The organism is Arthrobacter sp. B0427-1-12 (assembly GCF_059092905.1).
Window position 1 is genome coordinate 1 of record NZ_JBNHIC010000066.1, and the last position, 17252, is coordinate 17252.

16 protein-coding genes and 2 tRNA genes are annotated in these 17252 nt (G+C 66.1%); 10 read left to right on the forward strand and 8 right to left on the reverse strand.

All coding sequences use genetic code 11. The features are described from left to right. A partial coding sequence (locus tag AC5RWU_RS21470) for an ABC transporter transmembrane domain-containing protein (protein ID WP_494037246.1) occupies positions 1-1123 on the forward strand: 1123 nt, incomplete at its 5' end. Continuing rightward, positions 1083-1721 carry a hypothetical protein gene (locus AC5RWU_RS21475; RefSeq protein ID WP_494031994.1) on the forward strand — a complete coding sequence of 213 codons (639 nt, stop codon included), beginning with the start codon at positions 1083-1085 and terminating at the stop codon, positions 1719-1721. The genes AC5RWU_RS21470 and AC5RWU_RS21475, both read left to right, overlap by 41 nt. Here AC5RWU_RS21475 and AC5RWU_RS21480 read toward each other — a convergent pair. Beyond that, positions 1700-1789 (reverse strand) — tRNA-Ser (locus AC5RWU_RS21480). The two genes, AC5RWU_RS21475 and AC5RWU_RS21480, sit on opposite strands and share 22 nt — an antisense overlap. Before the next feature lie 130 nt (positions 1790-1919). Between AC5RWU_RS21480 and AC5RWU_RS21485 the strand changes: the two genes are divergently transcribed. After that, positions 1920-3140, forward strand: coding sequence for a macrolide family glycosyltransferase (locus AC5RWU_RS21485; RefSeq protein WP_494031993.1), 1221 nt, complete (start codon positions 1920-1922; stop codon positions 3138-3140). 41 nt (positions 3141-3181) lie between these two features. Further along, positions 3182-4366 carry a DNA glycosylase AlkZ-like family protein gene (locus AC5RWU_RS21490; RefSeq protein WP_494031992.1) on the forward strand — a complete coding sequence of 395 codons (1185 nt, stop codon included), beginning with the start codon at positions 3182-3184 and terminating at the stop codon, positions 4364-4366. A 35-nt stretch (positions 4367-4401) separates the two neighbouring features. Here the strand turns inward: AC5RWU_RS21490 and tadA are convergent, their stop codons facing one another. Next, positions 4402-4887: a tRNA adenosine(34) deaminase TadA gene (gene tadA, locus AC5RWU_RS21495; RefSeq protein WP_494031991.1), complete on the reverse strand. Its 486-nt coding sequence runs from the start codon at positions 4885-4887 to the stop codon at positions 4402-4404. Between the two features lie 23 nt (positions 4888-4910). On the opposite strand from tadA, the gene upp reads away from it, so the two are divergent. The 3 genes from upp (at position 4911) to AC5RWU_RS21510 (ending at position 7509) form a co-directional block, all read left to right on the forward strand. Further along, on the forward strand, positions 4911-5546 hold the full coding sequence (upp, locus tag AC5RWU_RS21500) for a uracil phosphoribosyltransferase (protein WP_494031990.1): 636 nt from the start codon (positions 4911-4913) through the stop codon (positions 5544-5546). A 570-nt stretch (positions 5547-6116) separates the two neighbouring features. After that, positions 6117-6926, forward strand: a complete 810-nt coding sequence (locus tag AC5RWU_RS21505) for a winged helix-turn-helix domain-containing protein (RefSeq protein ID WP_494031989.1) — start codon at positions 6117-6119, stop codon at positions 6924-6926. 58 nt (positions 6927-6984) lie between these two features. Then, positions 6985-7509: a SixA phosphatase family protein gene (locus tag AC5RWU_RS21510; RefSeq protein ID WP_494031988.1), complete on the forward strand. Its 525-nt coding sequence runs from the start codon at positions 6985-6987 to the stop codon at positions 7507-7509. Between the two features lie 3 nt (positions 7510-7512). On the opposite strand, the gene AC5RWU_RS21515 is transcribed toward AC5RWU_RS21510, so the two are convergent. Continuing rightward, on the reverse strand, positions 7513-8961 hold the full coding sequence (locus tag AC5RWU_RS21515; protein ID WP_494031987.1) for a dihydrolipoyl dehydrogenase family protein: 1449 nt from the start codon (positions 8959-8961) through the stop codon (positions 7513-7515). 44 nt (positions 8962-9005) lie between these two features. After that, positions 9006-10133 (reverse strand): metallophosphoesterase, encoded by a 1128-nt coding sequence (locus AC5RWU_RS21520; protein WP_494031986.1) that lies wholly within the window; start codon positions 10131-10133, stop codon positions 9006-9008. Positions 10134-10285: 152 nt separating this feature from the next. On the opposite strand from AC5RWU_RS21520, the gene AC5RWU_RS21525 reads away from it, so the two are divergent. Both AC5RWU_RS21525 and AC5RWU_RS21530 read left to right on the forward strand, forming a co-directional pair. Beyond that, positions 10286-10624, forward strand: coding sequence for a hypothetical protein (locus AC5RWU_RS21525; RefSeq protein WP_494037247.1), 339 nt, complete (start codon positions 10286-10288; stop codon positions 10622-10624). Between the two features lie 80 nt (positions 10625-10704). After that, positions 10705-12291: a hypothetical protein gene (locus tag AC5RWU_RS21530; protein WP_494031984.1), complete on the forward strand. Its 1587-nt coding sequence runs from the start codon at positions 10705-10707 to the stop codon at positions 12289-12291. Between the two features lie 163 nt (positions 12292-12454). Here AC5RWU_RS21530 and AC5RWU_RS21535 read toward each other — a convergent pair. After that, positions 12455-12530, reverse strand: a tRNA-Arg gene (locus AC5RWU_RS21535). A gap of 302 nt (positions 12531-12832) precedes the next feature. Here AC5RWU_RS21535 and AC5RWU_RS21540 point away from each other — a divergent pair. Then, a complete protein-coding gene (locus AC5RWU_RS21540) occupies positions 12833-14713 on the forward strand; it encodes a phosphoenolpyruvate carboxykinase (GTP) (protein WP_494031983.1) in 1881 nt (626 codons plus the stop codon). A gap of 117 nt (positions 14714-14830) precedes the next feature. On the opposite strand, the gene AC5RWU_RS21545 is transcribed toward AC5RWU_RS21540, so the two are convergent. From AC5RWU_RS21545 to AC5RWU_RS21555, 3 genes are all read right to left on the reverse strand, one after another. Next, complete coding sequence (locus tag AC5RWU_RS21545; protein ID WP_494031982.1) at positions 14831-16015, reverse strand: globin domain-containing protein; 1185 nt, start codon at positions 16013-16015, stop codon at positions 14831-14833. A 108-nt stretch (positions 16016-16123) separates the two neighbouring features. Further along, the gene (locus AC5RWU_RS21550; RefSeq protein WP_494031981.1) at positions 16124-16573 is read right to left on the reverse strand and encodes an RrF2 family transcriptional regulator; all 450 of its coding nucleotides are present in this window, start codon (positions 16571-16573) and stop codon (positions 16124-16126) included. A 56-nt stretch (positions 16574-16629) separates the two neighbouring features. Beyond that, the gene (locus AC5RWU_RS21555) at positions 16630-17136 is read right to left on the reverse strand and encodes a hypothetical protein (RefSeq protein ID WP_494031980.1); all 507 of its coding nucleotides are present in this window, start codon (positions 17134-17136) and stop codon (positions 16630-16632) included. Between the last annotated feature and the right edge of the window lie 116 nt (positions 17137-17252).

Genomic DNA, 17252 nt, shown 5'->3' on the forward strand with positions numbered 1-17252 from the left:
GGCGCCCAACGCGGCGCCGGCACGGGAGGGCCTGCCCCGGCTGCTGGTCGGCGCCCGCCGGGGCTTCACCGCGCTGCTGGTCAGCACCGGCCTGGGGCTTGCGGCCCTGACGGGCGGCAGTGCCTTCCTGGTGACCGGGCTCCTGGCAGCGGAACAGAACGCTCCCCGGTGGGGGTGGGTGCTGGGGCTGCTCGCCGCGGCGCTAGGCATCGGCTTACTGCGTTTCCTGGAACGGGTGCTGGCGGAGAAGCTCGGCCAGCACTATGTCCAGGAGATCCGCAAGGACCTGGTGGCGGCCGCCCTGGCGGACGGCTCCGGGCCCTCGATCGGGATCACCATCGCCAGGACCACGAACGACCTGTCCGGAGTCCGCAACTGGATAGCCCTGGGCATCGCACCGTTGACCGCGGGCATCCCGTTGATCGCCGGAACGCTGGCCGCGGTCTGGCTGCTGTCCCCGGCGCTGGCCCTGGCGGTGGTGCTGCCGATGTCCTTGTTCACCGTGGCTCTGGGCCTGCTGTCCAGACCGGCCTTTGACAGGGCGCGGGAATTGCGCCGCAGACGCGGCCGGCTGGCTGCCCAGATCGCGGATATTGTGGCTGCGGCCTCGGCCATCCGCGCCGCGGGCGGGAACCGGCGCGGAGTCCGGCAGGTTGAACGGGCCGGAGGGCAGGTTTCCGCAGCTGCGGTCCGTCATGCGGCGGTTGCCGGCTGGATCCGCGGGGCGGCTGCCGCCGCCGCTTCCGTCAGCGTCGTCACAGTGGCCGCGGCCGGCGCGTGGCTGGGCATCGACACTGCGACCATCGCCGCGGCGCTGACCGTCGTCGGCATGCTCGCGGCTCCGGTCAGCGATCTGGGGCGGGTGGTGGAATACCGGCAGAAATTCAGGGCGGCACGGCGCGTCCTCGTCCCTGCCCTGGGTCCGCTTCGGCAGGCCACGGCGGCCGAACTGCGCCGGCGCCACGCTGCGGCTGCCGCCGCGAAGGCTTCAACGCGGGCCCACGGTCCGGATATCGCGCCTGTTCATGGACGGCGACCTTCCGTTGCCGAGCCTCCAGGCGCGGCCGGGGGACCGGATCGTCGTGAAGTCTTCGGACCCGGCCCGGATGACGGCCGTCTTTGAAGCGCTGCTCGGCCTGCGGCCGGAGCTGCCGATGGAGGTCCGGATCGCCGGGCGGAACCTTTTCCTGGCATCCGCCGCGAAGCGCCGGAAACTGGTGGGCCACGCTGCCCGGGGCCTGGTCCTGGAACGCGGGACCGTCGCCAGGGCGGTGCGGTACCGGCGGCCGGACCTGCCCGCCGCTGTTACCGGTATGGCGCTGTCAAGGGTTGGACTGGAACAGACCGTGGCCCGGCTGCCCGCCGGCGAGCGCACGGTCCTCAAGCACGGCGGCCAGCCCCTGACTGCCGCGGAGCGTGCCCGGCTGCAGCTGGCCCGGGCCATGCTTGGCGACCCGCCGCTGCTACTGCTGGACCATATCGACGGCGACCTTGGCAGCGAGGGTACGGCGCTGCTGGCGAAAATCCTTCGGACCTACCCGGGAGTGGCTATCATCGCCGCGGATGCGCCGGAGAACCTGGCCGCGGACTATTCAGTGTGGGAGATCGATCCTGCGGACTCGGCCGCGGCGGGGAAGCAGCGGAAATGGATGAGGCGCCCACTTCGCTGTGATTCACAGGAAGCAGACGCCTCAGCCGTTGGCGGTGACGGAGGGATTTGAACCCTCGTTGGCTTTTACACCAAACATCATTTCGAGTGATGCACCTTCGGCCGCTCGGACACGTCACCAACGCGTCAACTTTACCGGGTCAAGGGCCAATGACCCAAAAAAGCTTTCCGGCCTGCGTCTAGGCTGGCTCACGGGGACGTACTGTCCCGCCCAGGCAATGGCAGTTCCACGATTCCGCAGAAGGCCCTAATGACACGCAAACACATCGCCATGGTCAGCATCCCGGCGCCGGGACACGTCAACCCGAGCCTGGAGGTCATCCGGGAACTGGCCGCGCGCGGACACCGGGTCACCTACGCCAACGATCCGTCCTTCCGCTCCGTCATCGAGGACACCGGTGCGGAACTCAAGCCGTACAGTTCGACGCTGCCGGAGGTGAACACCGGCGAGGGCTCCGGTGAAACCGGCTCCGGGGGCAAGGCCAAGTCCTGGGAGGGCGATGTCATTGATCAGCTGGGCATCTTCCTGGACGACTACATCTCGATGCTGCCCCAACTGGAGGCGGCCTACGCCCAGGACCGGCCCGATCTGTTCCTCTGGGACATCGCCGGCTCCCCGGCCCGCATCCTCGCCCAGCGGTGGGACATCCCGATTATCCAGCTGTCCCCGACCTACGTGGCCTGGGAGGGGTACGAGGAGGACATGAAGCCCTTCATCGACGGCCTCAAGGCGGAGCCGCGGGGCCGCGACTATTTCCGCCGCCGCGACCAGTTCCTCACCGACAACGGGATCACCACGGACCCGGACGCCTTCTTCGGCCGGCCGCAGCGCTGCGTCGTGCTCATCCCCAAGACGATGCAGCCCAACGCGGACCGGGTGGACGAGTCCGTCTATACGTTCACCGGTCCTGCGCTCGCCGCCGGTTCACGGCAGGGGAACGACGGCGGATGGCAGCGTCCGGCCGGAGCGGACCGGATCCTGCTGGTCTCTTTGGGGACGGCCTTCACCGACCAGCCGGAGTTCTACCAGCGCTGCATCGAGGCCTACGGCAACCTGGACAGCTGGCACGTGGTGCTGCAGATCGGCCGCCATGTGGATCCGGCGGCGCTGGGCGAGGTGCCCGGGAACATTGAAGTGCACCGCTGGGTGCCCCAGCTCGCCATCCTCCGCCAGGCGGATGCCTTCATCACCCACGCCGGAATGGGCGGCTCCAGCGAGGGGCTGTACACCGGTACGCCCATGATCGCCGTGCCGCAGGCGGTGGACCAGTTCCAGAACGCGGACGCCCTGGCCGCCGCCGGCGTCGCGGTCCGGCTGGACACCGACGCGGCCACTGTGGACGAACTCCGCCGCGCGCTCGCGGAGGTGACCGCTCCCGCCGTCGTTGCGCGCGCCGTCGAAATCAGCGCCGAACTGAAGGCGGCCGGAGGAGCCCGGGCCGCGGCGGACATTATCGAAAGGTACCTCTGAAGCAGACGGAGCGGCCTCCCGCCGTACTGCAGAATGTCCGTATGGATACTTCTGTGGCACGGGCATGGGCATGGCATAAGCAAGGTCTGGACGGTTCGCGCACCGGCCAGGGTACGGCGCAGGCCCTGGCGGAAACCGGGTGGATGCGTTCGGTGGGTGGCGCCAACCCGTATCTTGGCCTGCATGCGCGCACCGGCCTGGGGCGCGGACAAATCGACGCGGATGTCGCTGCCCTGCGAATCCACGAACTGCCGGTCGCCAGGGGCTGTACCTACGTCGTCGGCGCCGAGGACTATTCCTGGGGCCTGCAGCTGGGCGCCGGCGCAGCCCAGGTGCCGTTGCGGCTGCTCGGCAAGCTGGGCGTGGAGCGCGCGGAAATCGAAAGCCTCGAAGCCCGGGTGCTGGAGGCGCTGGGGGACGGGCCGCTGGACCCGCGCGAGCTGAAGGACGCGCTGGGAAGCGCCGTCCGCAGCCTTGGGGAGGAAGGCAAGAAGAAGGGGGCATCGACCACGCTGCCCGCCGCCCTCGGCCTGCTGCAGGCGGATGGCCGGATCCGCCGTGTTCCGGTCAACGGCAGGCTGGACCAGCAGCGCTATGCCTATGTCCGCTGGGACCTTGACCCCAGCGGCAAAACGGATGAGGAGGTCCGCGCCGAACTGATGCGCCGCTACCTCGGCTGGACGGGAGGAGCCACGCTCCAGCAGACACGGTGGTTCACCGCCTTCACGGTAGCGCAGACCAAGGCTGCGCTGCAGGCCGTGAGGGCCGTGGAGGTGGAGTACGACGGCGGCACCCTCTGGATGCTGCCGGCCGACCGTGAGGAGCTGGCCGGCTTCAAGGCACCGGGCGAGGAACAGATCCAACTGCTGGCCGGAACCGACGGCCTCACCCTGCTGCGCCGCAACGCGCCGGACCTGTTCGACCCCGCGGACAAAGAGCGCGCCGTTCCCGGGGACAAACAGTCGCTGGCCCTGCAGGCGGACCTGCCGGACCACCCCATCTTTGACCGCGGCCGGATCATCGGCCTGTGGCAGTACGATCCGGCCAACCAGGAAATCGTGTCCTGGACATTCAGACCGGCCACGGCGGCGGTGAAACAGCGGATTGAGGAAATCCAGGCCTTCATCCGCGACGAACTCGGTGATTTCCGCTCCTTCAGCCTCGATTCACCAACCTCGCGGCAGAAGCGGATCGACGGCCTGCGCACGGCGGCCGGCCAGCGTTGACCAAGCCGGCTGGCCGGGACCGCGCCGGTCAGCCGCTAGCGGGCAGCATCACGGTGTGCGCTGAAGAACTCGGTGAGCAGCTCCGCGCACTCGGCCTCCCGCACGCCCGGGAACACCTCCACCCAGTGGTTGAGCCGGCGCTCCCGCAGGATGTCGAAGACGGAACCGGCGGCGCCGGCCTTTTCGTCCCAGGCGCCGAAGACCACCCGCGGGATCCGCGAGAGCACGATCGCCCCTGCGCACATGGGGCAGGGTTCCAGCGTGACCACCAGGGTGCAGCCGTCCAGCCGCCACTCGCCGAGCGCCGCGGCGGCCTGCCGGATCGCCACCACCTCGGCATGAGCCGTCGGGTCTCCGTGCGCCTCCCGTTCGTTCCAGCCGGTCGCCAGCACGCCGCCGTCGGGTCCTATGACGACGGCGCCGATCGGCACATCGGCGGTGGCGGCCGCACGTTCGGCGGCGGCCAGGGCAAGCCCCATCCAGCCCTCGTGCCGGCTGCGCTGGTCCCTGTGGTCGCTCATATCCTCAATGGTAGTTTTGAGCCATGCGCGTTCTGGTTGTGGATCATCCCCTTGTTGCCCATAAGCTCACTGTCCTGCGGAACAAGGAGACGCCCTCGCCGGTCTTCCGGCAGCTGACCGAGGAACTCGTGACCCTGCTGGCCTACGAGGCCACCCGCGAGGTGCGCACGGAACCGGTGGAGATCGAAACGCCGGTCACCAAAACGGTAGGCACGGCCTTCACCAAGCCCACCCCGCTGGTCGTTCCCATCCTGCGCGCCGGGCTGGGCATGCTGGAAGGCTTCACCCGGATGGTGCCGACGGCGGAGGTCGGCTTCCTGGGCATGGCCCGCAATGAAGAAACCCTGGAAGCGGTCACCTATGCCGAACGTCTGCCGGACGACCTGACCGGCCGGCAGGTCTTCGTGCTGGATCCGATGCTGGCCACCGGCGGCACACTGCGGGAAGCCATCAAGTTCCTCTTCCTGCGTGGATGCGTGGACGTGACCTGCATCTGCCTGCTGGCCGCCCCCGAGGGGCTGGCGGCCCTGGAGGAACAGCTCAGCGGCCTGAAGGTGACGATCGTCCTGGCGTCGATCGATGAAAAGCTCAATGAGTCCGCGTACATCGTCCCCGGACTGGGCGATGCGGGGGACCGCCTGTACGGGGTCGTGGGATAAGCCCGGTGGCTGTCCGCCCGCGCAGACAGCCGGCCCAAGGTGCCCACATGCTCGGCAGAATAAACGAGAGAAAGATCACACCCCGGAGAATTTGCAATCCCCGCCCGCATTTGCCTCGCAATCCGGTTTGTCTACAGCAGGGCCTCGTGTGCCCCTCAGGCCTCCAATTGGGCATGTCCAATTAGACGATCTGCAAAAAAAGCCGTTTTCGGTAGACAGTATTTTTAGAACGAGTGGTCAAATAAACGCCTGAATTGCCATTTGTCTAACGTGACAGGGATCACTGGGCGAGGCGGGTGTCTCAGCATATGAGACACGGCTCTCTGTGTTACTTGCGCGTATTGCTTTATTACGGGCATCATCCTTGTTGTGAACATCTCAACAGCATCTGCAGCCGCAGTAATCCGTTCGGGCCACCCCGCCGCCATGGATTCGTGCTGTTGGCGAATGCAGGCCTAAAGCACCACCCAGATTTAGCCGTTTCACCGCCCGACGCAGGGCCGATCCCATCGCGGTCGGGCATCCCAAGCATTCGTGCCGTGATGACGGCAATTCACAGAAGGTACTTACATGTCAGTAGCATCCGGATACGTCCACATCTCACTGCGCAATGCGCAGAACCGGGCCGCGGGCCAGCGCCAGCAGCACTCCGCACGGCAGCTTCCCGCGCAGGCCGGCTACCGGCCGCTGCATGCTGTGCCGGCTCAGGATGCGCAGCCCATGACCGAACCGACGCCGGTGATTGCGAATGTCGGCCAGGGTGTCCAGCCGGTCGCGCAGGACAATGTGGCGCGTGGCTTCGTGCTGTACGTCGGACTCGATGAGGACGCGGCCAAGGCCGCCGGTACTTCGCTGACCAAGCTGGCGCAGGAAATCCGCGCCCACGTGCAGCAGTTGGTGCCGTCCGCGCAGAGCTATGCCGCGGTGGCCCTGGCGCCGTCGGACGCCCCCGGTGACGACATCGACGTCGTACGCAACGCTTTCGGCGATCCAACCGTGCGCCGCCAGCGCACCGAGCCGGCCCGCCCGGTGGTTCCCCAGCCTCAGACGCCGCGCCCCAGCGGAGTGCTGATCGACCTGTCCCGCCGCGAGGTCCATCTGGACGGCGAGACGCTGAACCTGACCTTCAAGGAGTTCGAGCTCCTCAACTACCTGGTGGAGAATGCCACCCGCACGGTGTGCCGCGAGGAACTGCTCAGTGGGCTGTGGCGCAATGCTGAGGAAGTGCCGAACGAGCGCACCATCGACGTGCACATCCGGCGCCTGCGGTCGAAGCTTGGCCGCCTGGCGAATACGGTCCGCACGGTCCGCGGCCAGGGTTACCGCTTCTACGAGCATCCCGAGGTCGTAGTCTGGGCGGCTCCGGAATACTCCATCTAAGGGCTCCGCAGCGCGGGTGTTTTCGCGGCGTCATCCCGGGCCGCACTAGACTGGCCGCATGAGCCGGCACCATGTGAAGAAACTTATGCTGATGCGCCATGCCAAGTCCGCGTGGCCGGTAGGGGTTTCGGACCAGGACCGGCCGCTGGCCCAGCGCGGGCACAATGAAGCGCCGCTGGTGGGCAAATGGATGCTGGAGCACGACGCCGTGCCGGACTACATCCTGTGCTCCTCCGCGCTGCGGACCCGGCAGACCTGCACCTGGGTGTGCGACCAGCTGGGGGACAAGGCGCCGACGCCCAAGCTGGAGGAGCGGCTGTACCACGGCGACGCCACGCAGGTCCTCAACGTCATCAACCATGTGCCGGACACGGTGACCAGCCTCCTCGTCATCGGACATATGCCGGTGGTCCAGGAGCTGGCCATGCGGCTGGCCTCGGTGAAGTCGGATGAAGACGCCGTGATGGATATGGCGTCCCATTACCCGACGTCCGGGCTGACCGTGATGGAGCACGAACTGAGCTGGGCGGAACTGGACGGCCGGGACGCCAAGGTCACCGATTTCATCGTGCTCCGCAAATAGCGGTCACATTCCGTACTTTTCCAGCAGACGCAGCCAGACCTCGCTGATCGTGGGGTAGGAGGGCACGGCGTGCCAGAGCCGGTCCAGCGGCACTTCGCCGACGACGGCGATGGTCGCCGCATGCAGCAGTTCGGCAACGTCCGGGCCCGCGAATGTCACCCCGGCCAGCACCTTCCGGTCCTCATCCACCACCATCTGCGCCCAGCCCCGGTAGCCGTCGGCATGGAGCGCTGAGCCGGCCACCGAGATCGGCAGTTCGGTGGCGCTGGCGTTCAGCCCCCGTTCACGCGCCTTCTCCAACGTCAGCCCGACCATCGCGACCTCCGGATCGGTGAAGACCACGGACGGCACGGCTGCCTCGTCCGCGGTGGCGGCAAACCGGCTCCAGCGGCCGGGTTGCGGCCCGGAGTCCGCCGGATCCAGCTCGCCGGCGGCCCGCGCCGCGATGGCGTCCCCGGTGGCCCGGGCCTGGTACTTACCCTGGTGCGTCAGCTGCGCCTTGCCCGCGGCATCACCGGCTGCATACAGCCAGCCGCCGCCAAACCCCGCGACCAGGCCGCTGGCATCCACCGTGAGCTTTCGTGGATCCACGCCCAGTTCTTCCAGCCCGATTCCGGCGAGGGCCGGATGCCTGCCGGTGGAAACCAGGAGCCTGGCCGCGGAGACGCGCCCGCCGCCGGACAGCGTCAGGTGCGTGCCGGCGTCGTTCTGTTCCGCTTTCTCCACATCCGTGTGCAGCCGCACGTCCACCCCGTCCGCGCGCAGCCCGTCCTCCACCAGGCGGCGTGCGGGCTCCGGGTACTTGGTCAGCAGATCGCCGCGGGCAATCAGCGTCACCCGGGAGCCCAGGCGGGCGTATGCCTGCGCCAGCTCACTGCCCGACACTCCGCCGCCCATCAACAGCAGGCTCTCCGGCACTTCCTGTGCGGCGGTTGCCTCCCGGGTGCCCCAGAATTCCACCGCGTCCAGTCCGTCGACCGGCGGGATGGTCGGTGCGGAACCGGTGGCCAGTACGACGGCGTGGCGCGCCGTGACCAGGGTCGCGGAACCATCGGCGCCGGTCACCTCCACGGCACGCTCGCCTGCGAGGCGGCCCCTGCCGCGGAGCAGTTCGATGCCGGCGCCGCGCACCCACTCGACCTGGCCGTCGTCGTTCCAATGGGAGGTAAAGCCATCCCGCCGCTTCAGGACAGCAGCGGTATCAAGCCGGCCCGTCACCGCCTGGGCTGCGCCCGGGACGTGACGTGCTGCATTCAGCGCTGTTCCGGAGCGCAGCAGGGCCTTGGACGGCATGCAGGCCCAGTACGAGCATTCACCGCCGACCAGGTCCGATTCGACAAGGATGGTCTTCAGCCCGCCGCGGGCGGCGCGGTCCGCGGCATTCTCACCCACGGCGCCCGCCCCGATTACGATGACGTCGGCCTCAAGTGCGGATTCGGAAGTGGCAGTCATGGTCCGAGCCTTGCACTCAGCCCGGGACGAGGCAAGGGCTGTACTTACGGTTCGCTGATCGTGAAGGAATCCGTAAAGGCGCGCGGCCTGACCGGTACAAACCGCGCCTCGAGCCGGTCCGCAGTGACGGTGATGTCCAGGATCCCATGCGTGGGATTGGAATTCTGGCCCGACCAGCTGGCGAAGTAGCCTGCTTCCGCATCATTACGGCTGATCCCCCGCGGCGGACGGCCGCCCAGGCCGTTGGTCGCGAAGACGGTGCCGGCCCCCTTTTCCAGGGCGGAGTCTGTATCCGCGATGCAGCCGCGCGCCAGGCGGTCCGGCACCACTTCAGAACAGCCAAACCCGGTCGCGAGCTGGTGGGTGCGCTGGTACAGGTGCTCGTGGCCGTGGAGTACCAGGTCCACCTTCTTGTCGAGCAGCATATTGGTCAGTTCCGCTCCCGCCTCGCAGTCGTACCGGCCGATGCTCAGGCAGGGGGTGTGCATGCCCGCGACCACCCAGGGAATATCTTCATCCCGTGCGTCGTCGATGGCCTCGGCCGTCCAGTCGTAGCGGTCGCTGCCCTCGGAGTAGTCCCGGTTGCCGTTGCCGAAGTCGATTCCGGGCGAAATCATGACAAAGCGGACCAAGGGATCGTCCTCGGGGACATCCGCGTACCACTGCTCGCCATAGTCGCCGGACAGTCCCGGGAGCCGGTTGGGCAGGCAGTCGGCGAAGTTCTCGATGTCCCCGTCCTCGCCATTGCTTTCGTGGTTACCGGCGATGAGCTGGAACGGGAAGTCCTCTCCCAGCGCGTCTGTGACCATGCCGCACCAGCGTTCCTCGGTTCCATCCTCATAGCTGAGGTCCCCCAGAGCGAGGTGGAGGTCCGGTTCGGCGTCCCCGATCAACCGGAGAACATCCTCGAATCCCTCGTCGAGGCCGTAGTCTCCGGCGGCGGTGAAGTGCACGGAATCCGCGGACGGGGCAGGCGCAGTTGCACCGGGCGATTCCGGTTCCTCCGGCGGCGAGGCGGTCCCCTCCGGCGGGGCGGTGGCATCCGGCGGGGCGGTGGCTCCGGGTGGGGGCGGCGGCTCGTCGCGCGCCGACAGCTGTACGCCGTATACGACGGCGGCCCCGGCTATGACGGCCGCGGCGGAACCTGCGATGATCCATCTTTTCGAAGCCATTGGGCTTCTCCTTCGGATCGCATTGTCAGCGGCTGCAGTGTCAGTGTAGCGGGCCGCCTATTGGGCCTCAACGGAACCTCCACCGGGACCGTTTTTCGGATAACAGTTGGCGGATGAGAAAACTTTCATGAAAATCTCATGGTGCTCTCACAATGCCCTTGAATAATGTCACTATTTATCCTGCGGTGGTCTTTTTCTATTTGAATTCCGCAGTCCAAATCCAGCAGCGAATAATTCGCGCGGTCCCTGGTTCAGTGCAGAACCACGGGCCGTTCCATGTTGCCTGCGGGGATTTTCCCGGTGGAGTAAGGGGTTTCGGTGCCGTGGGAGCACGCAAATTTGGGGAAGAGAATCAATATGAGAATTCCCTCATAAAGCATCAACTTTTTTCCAAGCGGATACTGGGAGAAATGGTTTCAGGAATTGCGGAAAGATTTATTGAAAAGACTGCAGATCGTCACCCCGACAGCGATCGGCGGAAGCTGGTCTGATCCGCAAATCTGAACCTGGTGCCAATCCCGGCACCCCAACTATCACCCAGCACCGCATCTATCAGTGGATGGAGAGAACCATGCAGAACAAGACCAGACAGATCATCGGAACGGCCGCCGTCGCCGGCATCTTCCTTGCCGGCGGAATCGCCGGTGGCCAGGCGGCTGAAGACGCCGTTGGTACCGAAATCGAAACCCTCAATGACGACCGCGGCGTTCACGAGCCGGGCCACGTCGACATCAACGATGCACCGGATGACGGCGATGCTGTAGCCGATGAGGCTCCGGTTGAGGAAGCCCCGGCCGATGAGGCTCCGGCTGAGGAAGCCCCGGCCGATGAGGCTCCGGCTGAGGAAGCCCCGGCGGATGAGGCTCCGGCTGAGGAAGCCCCGGCGGATGAGGCTCCGGAGGTAGAAGCACCGGAGGCAGAGGCTCCGGCTGAGGAAGCTCCGGTTGAGGAAGCGCCGGCCGATGAGGCCGACGCTGAGGAAGCGGACGCTGAGGAAGAGGCCGCTGAAGACGCGGATGAGGCTCCGGCCGAGGAAGCCCCGGCGGATGAGGCTCCGGCTGAGGAAGCCCCGGCGGATGAGGCTCCGGCTGAGGAAGCCCCGGCGGATGAGGCTCCGGCCGAGGAAGCCCCGGCGGATGAGGCTCCGGCTGAGGAAGCCCCGGCGGATGAGGCTCCGGCCGAGGAAGCCCCGGCGGATGAGGCTCCGGCCGAGGAAGCCCCGGCTGAAGAGGCACCCGCCGATGAGGCCGACGAAGCCAAGGACGCCGAGGATGCAGCTGAGGAAGCGGCTGAAGCCGAGGAGGAGGCTCAGGAAGAAGCCGAGGACGCAGCTGAGGAAGCGGCTGAAGCCGAGGAGGAGGCTCAGGAAGAAGCCGAGGACGCAGCTGAAGATGCTGTCAAGGATGCCGAGGACGCAGCTGAGGACGAGGCCGAGGCTGAGGAGGCTCCCGAGGTAGAGGCCCCGGTTGAAGAAGCCCCGGCTGAGGATGGCTTCACTGCCCAGGCAGCCGACGTTGAGGCTCCTGAAGCCGAAGAAGCTGGGGTCGAGGACGAAGCCGAAGACGAGGATGCGCTGGAGGGCGTTGAGGAAGCGGCCGAAGCCATCGCCCATGTCGCCGAGGACGAGTTCGACGTCGCTGAGGAAGCCTTGGGCGAGATGGAGGAAGACGGTGCCGCCTCCGAGGCGGAGCTGGCAGCGGCCCAGGCCGAGGCTGATGAACTCGAAGAGGCCATGGAAGCCGCTGACCAGGTTGCCAAGGACACCGTAGAGGCCGCTGAGGAGGAACTGGAAGCCGGCACCCTTGCTCCGGTCCCGGCCGCACCCGCGGCCCCTGCGGAAGCCACGGTCCCGGCCGAGGGTACTGCGGTTCCTGGCATCGCGGAGACCGATCCGGTGGAAGTCGAGGCACCTGAAGTCGAGGCGCCGGAAACCGCCGTGCCGGTCCAGGTTGTCGAGGTTCCCCAGGTTGAGACGCCGGAGACCGCCATTCCGGAGGTGGCTCCCATCGCTGAAGCACCAATCGTGGAAGCACCTGTAGTCGAAGCACCGGTTGCGGAAGCACCTGAGGTGGACGACGACATCGTTCCCGAGCCGGCACACGTGCCCGGTGCCGATGACGTCCTGCCCGACGTCGACACCCCCGAGACCGAGGCCTAAGCCCCTCGCACCCTTGCGCCAGGCCTCCCGCAGCGAGCGGGGGGCCTGGTGTCGTTCCGCGAGGTCCGGCGCAGCTGCTGGGGGCACTCAGGCGACGTGCCGCCGTCGTTATCAGGAACCGCAGAAACAGAAATGCCCCGGTCCGAAGACCGGGGCATTTGGCTGGTGCGCGCGAAGGGATTCGAACCCCCAACCTTCTGATCCGTAGTCAGATGCTCTATCCGTTGAGCTACGCACGCATATTTGGGAAGATCTTCACTGGCCGCAGGGCCTTTGAAGATCTTCTCCGTGGCCGCTCGGGCCGTAGATAACTATACAGAGTTTCCTACCGGACGCCTAATCGACCCCAAGATGTCACTTTCAGACTAGACCGGTCTACGTGACCTTAATCACATGCATCCCTCCTCGTGAAGGCGGTTTTCCACGGAATTCCGCGGAATTCCGGCGATCGGAGGCGGTTATCCTACGTCAGATTTAACGGACCCGTGATTTTCCACCCATAGCATCAATACACACCGCTGACCCGACGAAGGGAAGACTCATGGGCGAAAACTCGCGCCAGTTGGTTCTTGAGGACACTACTCAGGAAGCTGCACCGAATGTGGCTGTGCAGGATGCACTTTCGAATGCGCCGACAACGCATGCCGGCCTTCTGGCATGGGTCAGGGAAGTCGCGGAGCTGACGCAGCCGGACCGGGTGTACTGGGTCAATGGAAGTGAAGAAGAGTACAAGGGACTCACGGATGAATTGGTGGAAGCCGGAACGCTGGTCCGGCTGAATCCGGAGACGTTCCCGAACTCCTTCGCCGCCTTCTCCGACCCCAAGGATGTGGCGCGTGTTGAGGAGCAGACCTTCATCTGCTCCAAAAAGGAAGAAGACGCCGGCTTCACCAATAACTGGATGGATCCCCAGGAGATGAAGGCCAAGCTGACCGGCCTGTTCCGCGGGTCCATGCGCGGCCGCACCATGTACGTGATCCCGTTTGTCATGGGCCACCTGGATGCCGAGGATCCCAAGTTCGGCGTCGAAATCACGGACAGCGCCTACGTTGTGGCGTCCATGCGCATCATGGCCCGCATTGGTACCGATGTCCTGAATAAGATCACGGATACCAATGCATTCTTCGTGCCCGCCCTGCACTCGGTCGGCGCCCCGCTGGAGCCCGGCCAGCAGGATGTTTCCTGGCCGTGCAGCGATGAAAAGTGGATTGTCCATTTCCCGGAGGAGCGCTCCATCTGGTCCTACGGCTCCGGCTACGGCGGCAACGCCTTGCTGGGCAAGAAGTGCTACTCCCTGCGCATCGCCTCGGCAATGGCCCACGACGAAGGCTGGCTCGCCGAGCACATGCTCATCCTCAAGCTGACCAGCCCCGAGAACAAGTCCTACTACGTCTCCGCGGCCTTCCCTTCGGCCTGCGGCAAGACCAACCTGGCCCTGCTGGATCCGACCATCGATGGCTGGAAGGCCGAGACCCTCGGAGACGACATCTCCTGGATCCGTTTCGGCAAGGACGGCGAAATGCGCGTCGTCAATCCGGAAGCGGGCCTCTTCGGGGTGGCTCCCGGCACCGGCTGGAGCACCAACCCGAACGCAATGCGCGCGATCGCCAAGGGCAACAGCATCTTCACCAACGTTGCGCTGACCGACGACGGCGGTGTCTGGTGGGAAGGTATGACGGAGGAAACTCCGGCGCACCTGACCGACTGGCTCGGCAATGAATGGACTCCGGAATCGGGCCGTCCCGCCGCCCACCCGAACTCCCGCTTCTGCACGCCGATCGACCAGATCGACATGCTGGCGGAGGAGTACAACAGCCCTAACGGTGTTCCGCTGAACGCCATCCTCTTCGGCGGCCGCCGCAAGACCACGGTGCCGCTGGTGACCCAGTCCTTCGATTGGACCAACGGCATCTTCATGGGCTCCACGCTGTCTTCCGAGACCACCGCAGCGGCGGCCGGCCAAGTGGGCCTCGTCCGCCGCGACCCGATGGCCATGCTGCCGTTCATCGGCTACAACGCCGGTGACTACCTGAAGCACTGGATCACCCTGTCCGGCAAGGCCGATCCGGAGAGGCTGCCGAAGATCTTCCTGGTGAACTGGTTCCGCCGCACAGCCGACGGCGGCTTCGCCTGGCCGGGCTTCGGGGATAACTCCCGCGTGCTCAAGTGGGTCGTCGAGCGCATCGAGGGCAAGGCTGACGCGGTGGAGACTCCGATCGGGTATGTGCCGACCGGCGAGTCCATCGACCTGACCGGCCTGGACATGACGCCGGTGGGCGTCGAAGAGGCCGTCCGGGTGGATCCCGCCGAGTGGGCCACGGAAGTCAAGGGTATCGAAGAGTGGTATGCCCAGTTCGGCGATGCTTTGCCGCAGGAGCTGGCTGGCCAGCTCCAGGGTCTGAAGAAGCGCCTGGCCGTCTAGCCATCCGTTAACCGCTCTCGAAAGCTAAGTCTCCGCTGGACAGAAGGGCTCCCCTCGTAACCGAGGGGAGCCCTTCTGTATGAGATCTGTATTGGATGGTGGCGGGAAGCCGGTGGGTCAGTTGGCAGCGGCGAGCCAGACGTCCGGACCGAAGACCTCGTAGTGGATCCGGTTGGCCGGGATCCCGGCTTCCAGCGCCTCGCTGCGGATCTTCTTCATGAATGGCAGCGGACCGCATAGGTAGACGGACGCGTTCGCCGGGATGTCCAGGCCCTGCAGGGACATAAATCCTTCATGGGCGGGAAGGCTGACGGCGGTGTCCGGGGTTTCCAGCCACAGCTCCAGTTCGGCGGCATCCAGTGTCTCCACGTCCCGGCGCATCTGGTCGCTCAGCGCCCACTGGTCAAACGCACTCTCGGCATGTAGCACGAGGACCTCGCGTTCCGACCGGGACTCCACGGGGGACCGCAGGATCGAAGCTGTAGGTGTGCAGCCGATGCCGGCGGAGGCAAGGGCCAGCGGAGTATCCCCGTCGGCCAGGGTGACATCGCCGTACGGGTTGGACAGGTCCAGGACATCGCCGACCCGCACGTTGCGGTGCAGCACCGGCGAGACTTCGCCGCCTTCGTCAAGCTTGGTGGTGAAGACACGGCGCTGGTCGGAACCGATCTCATCGGAGAGCGAGTACTGCCGGACCTGATGGATGCCATCGGCCAGCAGGACCTTGACGCTCACATACTGGCCGGGCTTGGCGATGGTAGCCGGAGTGTCATCGGCCGGTTCCAGGACGAACGTAACGGCGCTGCGGCCCGCAGGCTTCTTTTCGACGACGATCCATGGCGCCGACATCTTCGTGTTCGCCTGGCCCGCGTACAGGCCCTTTTCGAGTTTGATCAGGGCCTGGGCCATGAGCCAGTAGACCTCGGCCCAGGCATCGGCGATCTCGGCCGTGATGACATCCGCCAGCTCGGCGGCAATTGCCTCGAAGAGGTACTTGTAGACGATGTCGTACTGTTCCGGCTGGATGCCCAGCGACGCGTGCTTGTGGGCGATGCGGGACAGGATGGTCTCGGGAACCGTGTCAGGATGCTGCACCAGGTGGCTGGCGAAACCCGCGATGCTTCCGGCCAGTGCCTGCTGCTGTGAACTGTCACGCTGGTTGGCGCGGCTGAACAGGCCGTCCAGCAGTTCGGGATGCGCCGCGAACATGCGCCGGTAGAAGTCCTTGGTGATGCTCTGAATGCGGGAGCCAACCAGAGGCAGGGTGGCTTCAAGGATTCCGCGGGATTTTTCCGAGAGCATTGGTTTCTCCTGTGTCAGAAGGGATGCGACAGCTAAAAACTAGCATCAGATATGTGGGTTTAAATCCACTTTTCTACCAACTGTAGAAAAATCCCAGATTTGGTGCGGCTACGCCGGGCGCCGCGTGAGCAACGTCATAAAAACGGGCTCCATTTGCTTCTCTGTGGGAAGGCTGGCGATGACCAGATCGTCCAACTCCCGGTAGAAGGCCTCCCGGGCACGGCGCAGGGCGGCGCGCAGGCCGCAGTCATTGCTGAGGGGGCAGTTGCCGTTCACTGATTCGCAGTCCACCAGGTCGGGGCGCTCGTTCAGTTCGCGCAGCAGCCAGCCCACGGTTGCCGTCCGGCCGCGGCTGCTCAACGCTGCACCGCCCGTCCGCCCCCGGGTCACCTCGACCAGGCCGAGCTCACGGAGCTTGATGATGGCCTTGCTGACATGGTTGTACGGCGTGCCCACGCCGTCAGCGATGGTCTGCGAGGTGAGCAGTTCGCCTTCCGGGGCAGCGGCCAGCAGCATCATGGCACGCAGGCACACATCGGAAAAGGCGTTGAGTCTCATGTATCTAGGGTAAGCGCTGGCCCGGCGCGCGGATTCCGCGAGGTACGGCCGGGGAGTCAGGCCCAGATATTGTGCTCGCCTTCCTCACCGATGAGCTCGCCGTAGCTGCGGCCCGATCCGTCCCCGGCCTCGGCGTAGGGCAGCAGGACGGACACCGCGAGGCCTTCCGAGTGCTCGGACGCCACGTGGATCGCATCGCTGTTTTCTTCGGGCAGGTGCACGTCGGAGATGACAGCGGCGGCGCGGTTGCCGTCCTTCTGTTCGGTCAGCAGCTGGTACAGGTCATCCACCATCGCATCGGCGTCGAGCTCGGCGTCCTGTCCGGTGCCGTCGTCGGCCACTCGGTCGGGTGCGACGGCTACCATGCGCACCTCGCCGCCGCTGTCAATGACCAGGCCCAGCGGCAGGAAGGCGCCATGGGCATCCAGCTGCTCCTGGGCTATGCCCAGCCCAGTGCCCAGGAGGAGGTTCAGGTCCTCCTGGGCACGGGCCTCCGCCTGGAGGGGGTCGACGGCGGCGGGCAGGTTCTGCGGTTCGTGGGCGCTCATGCTTCCGGTGCTCATGCGTCCTGCGCTGACGTCGCTGTGGTGTCCTGGCGGACGAGGGCCAGGACGCGGTCGCGGATGGTTTCCATGGTGGCTTTGTCCCTGGCTTCGGCGTTCAGGCGCAGGAAGGGTTC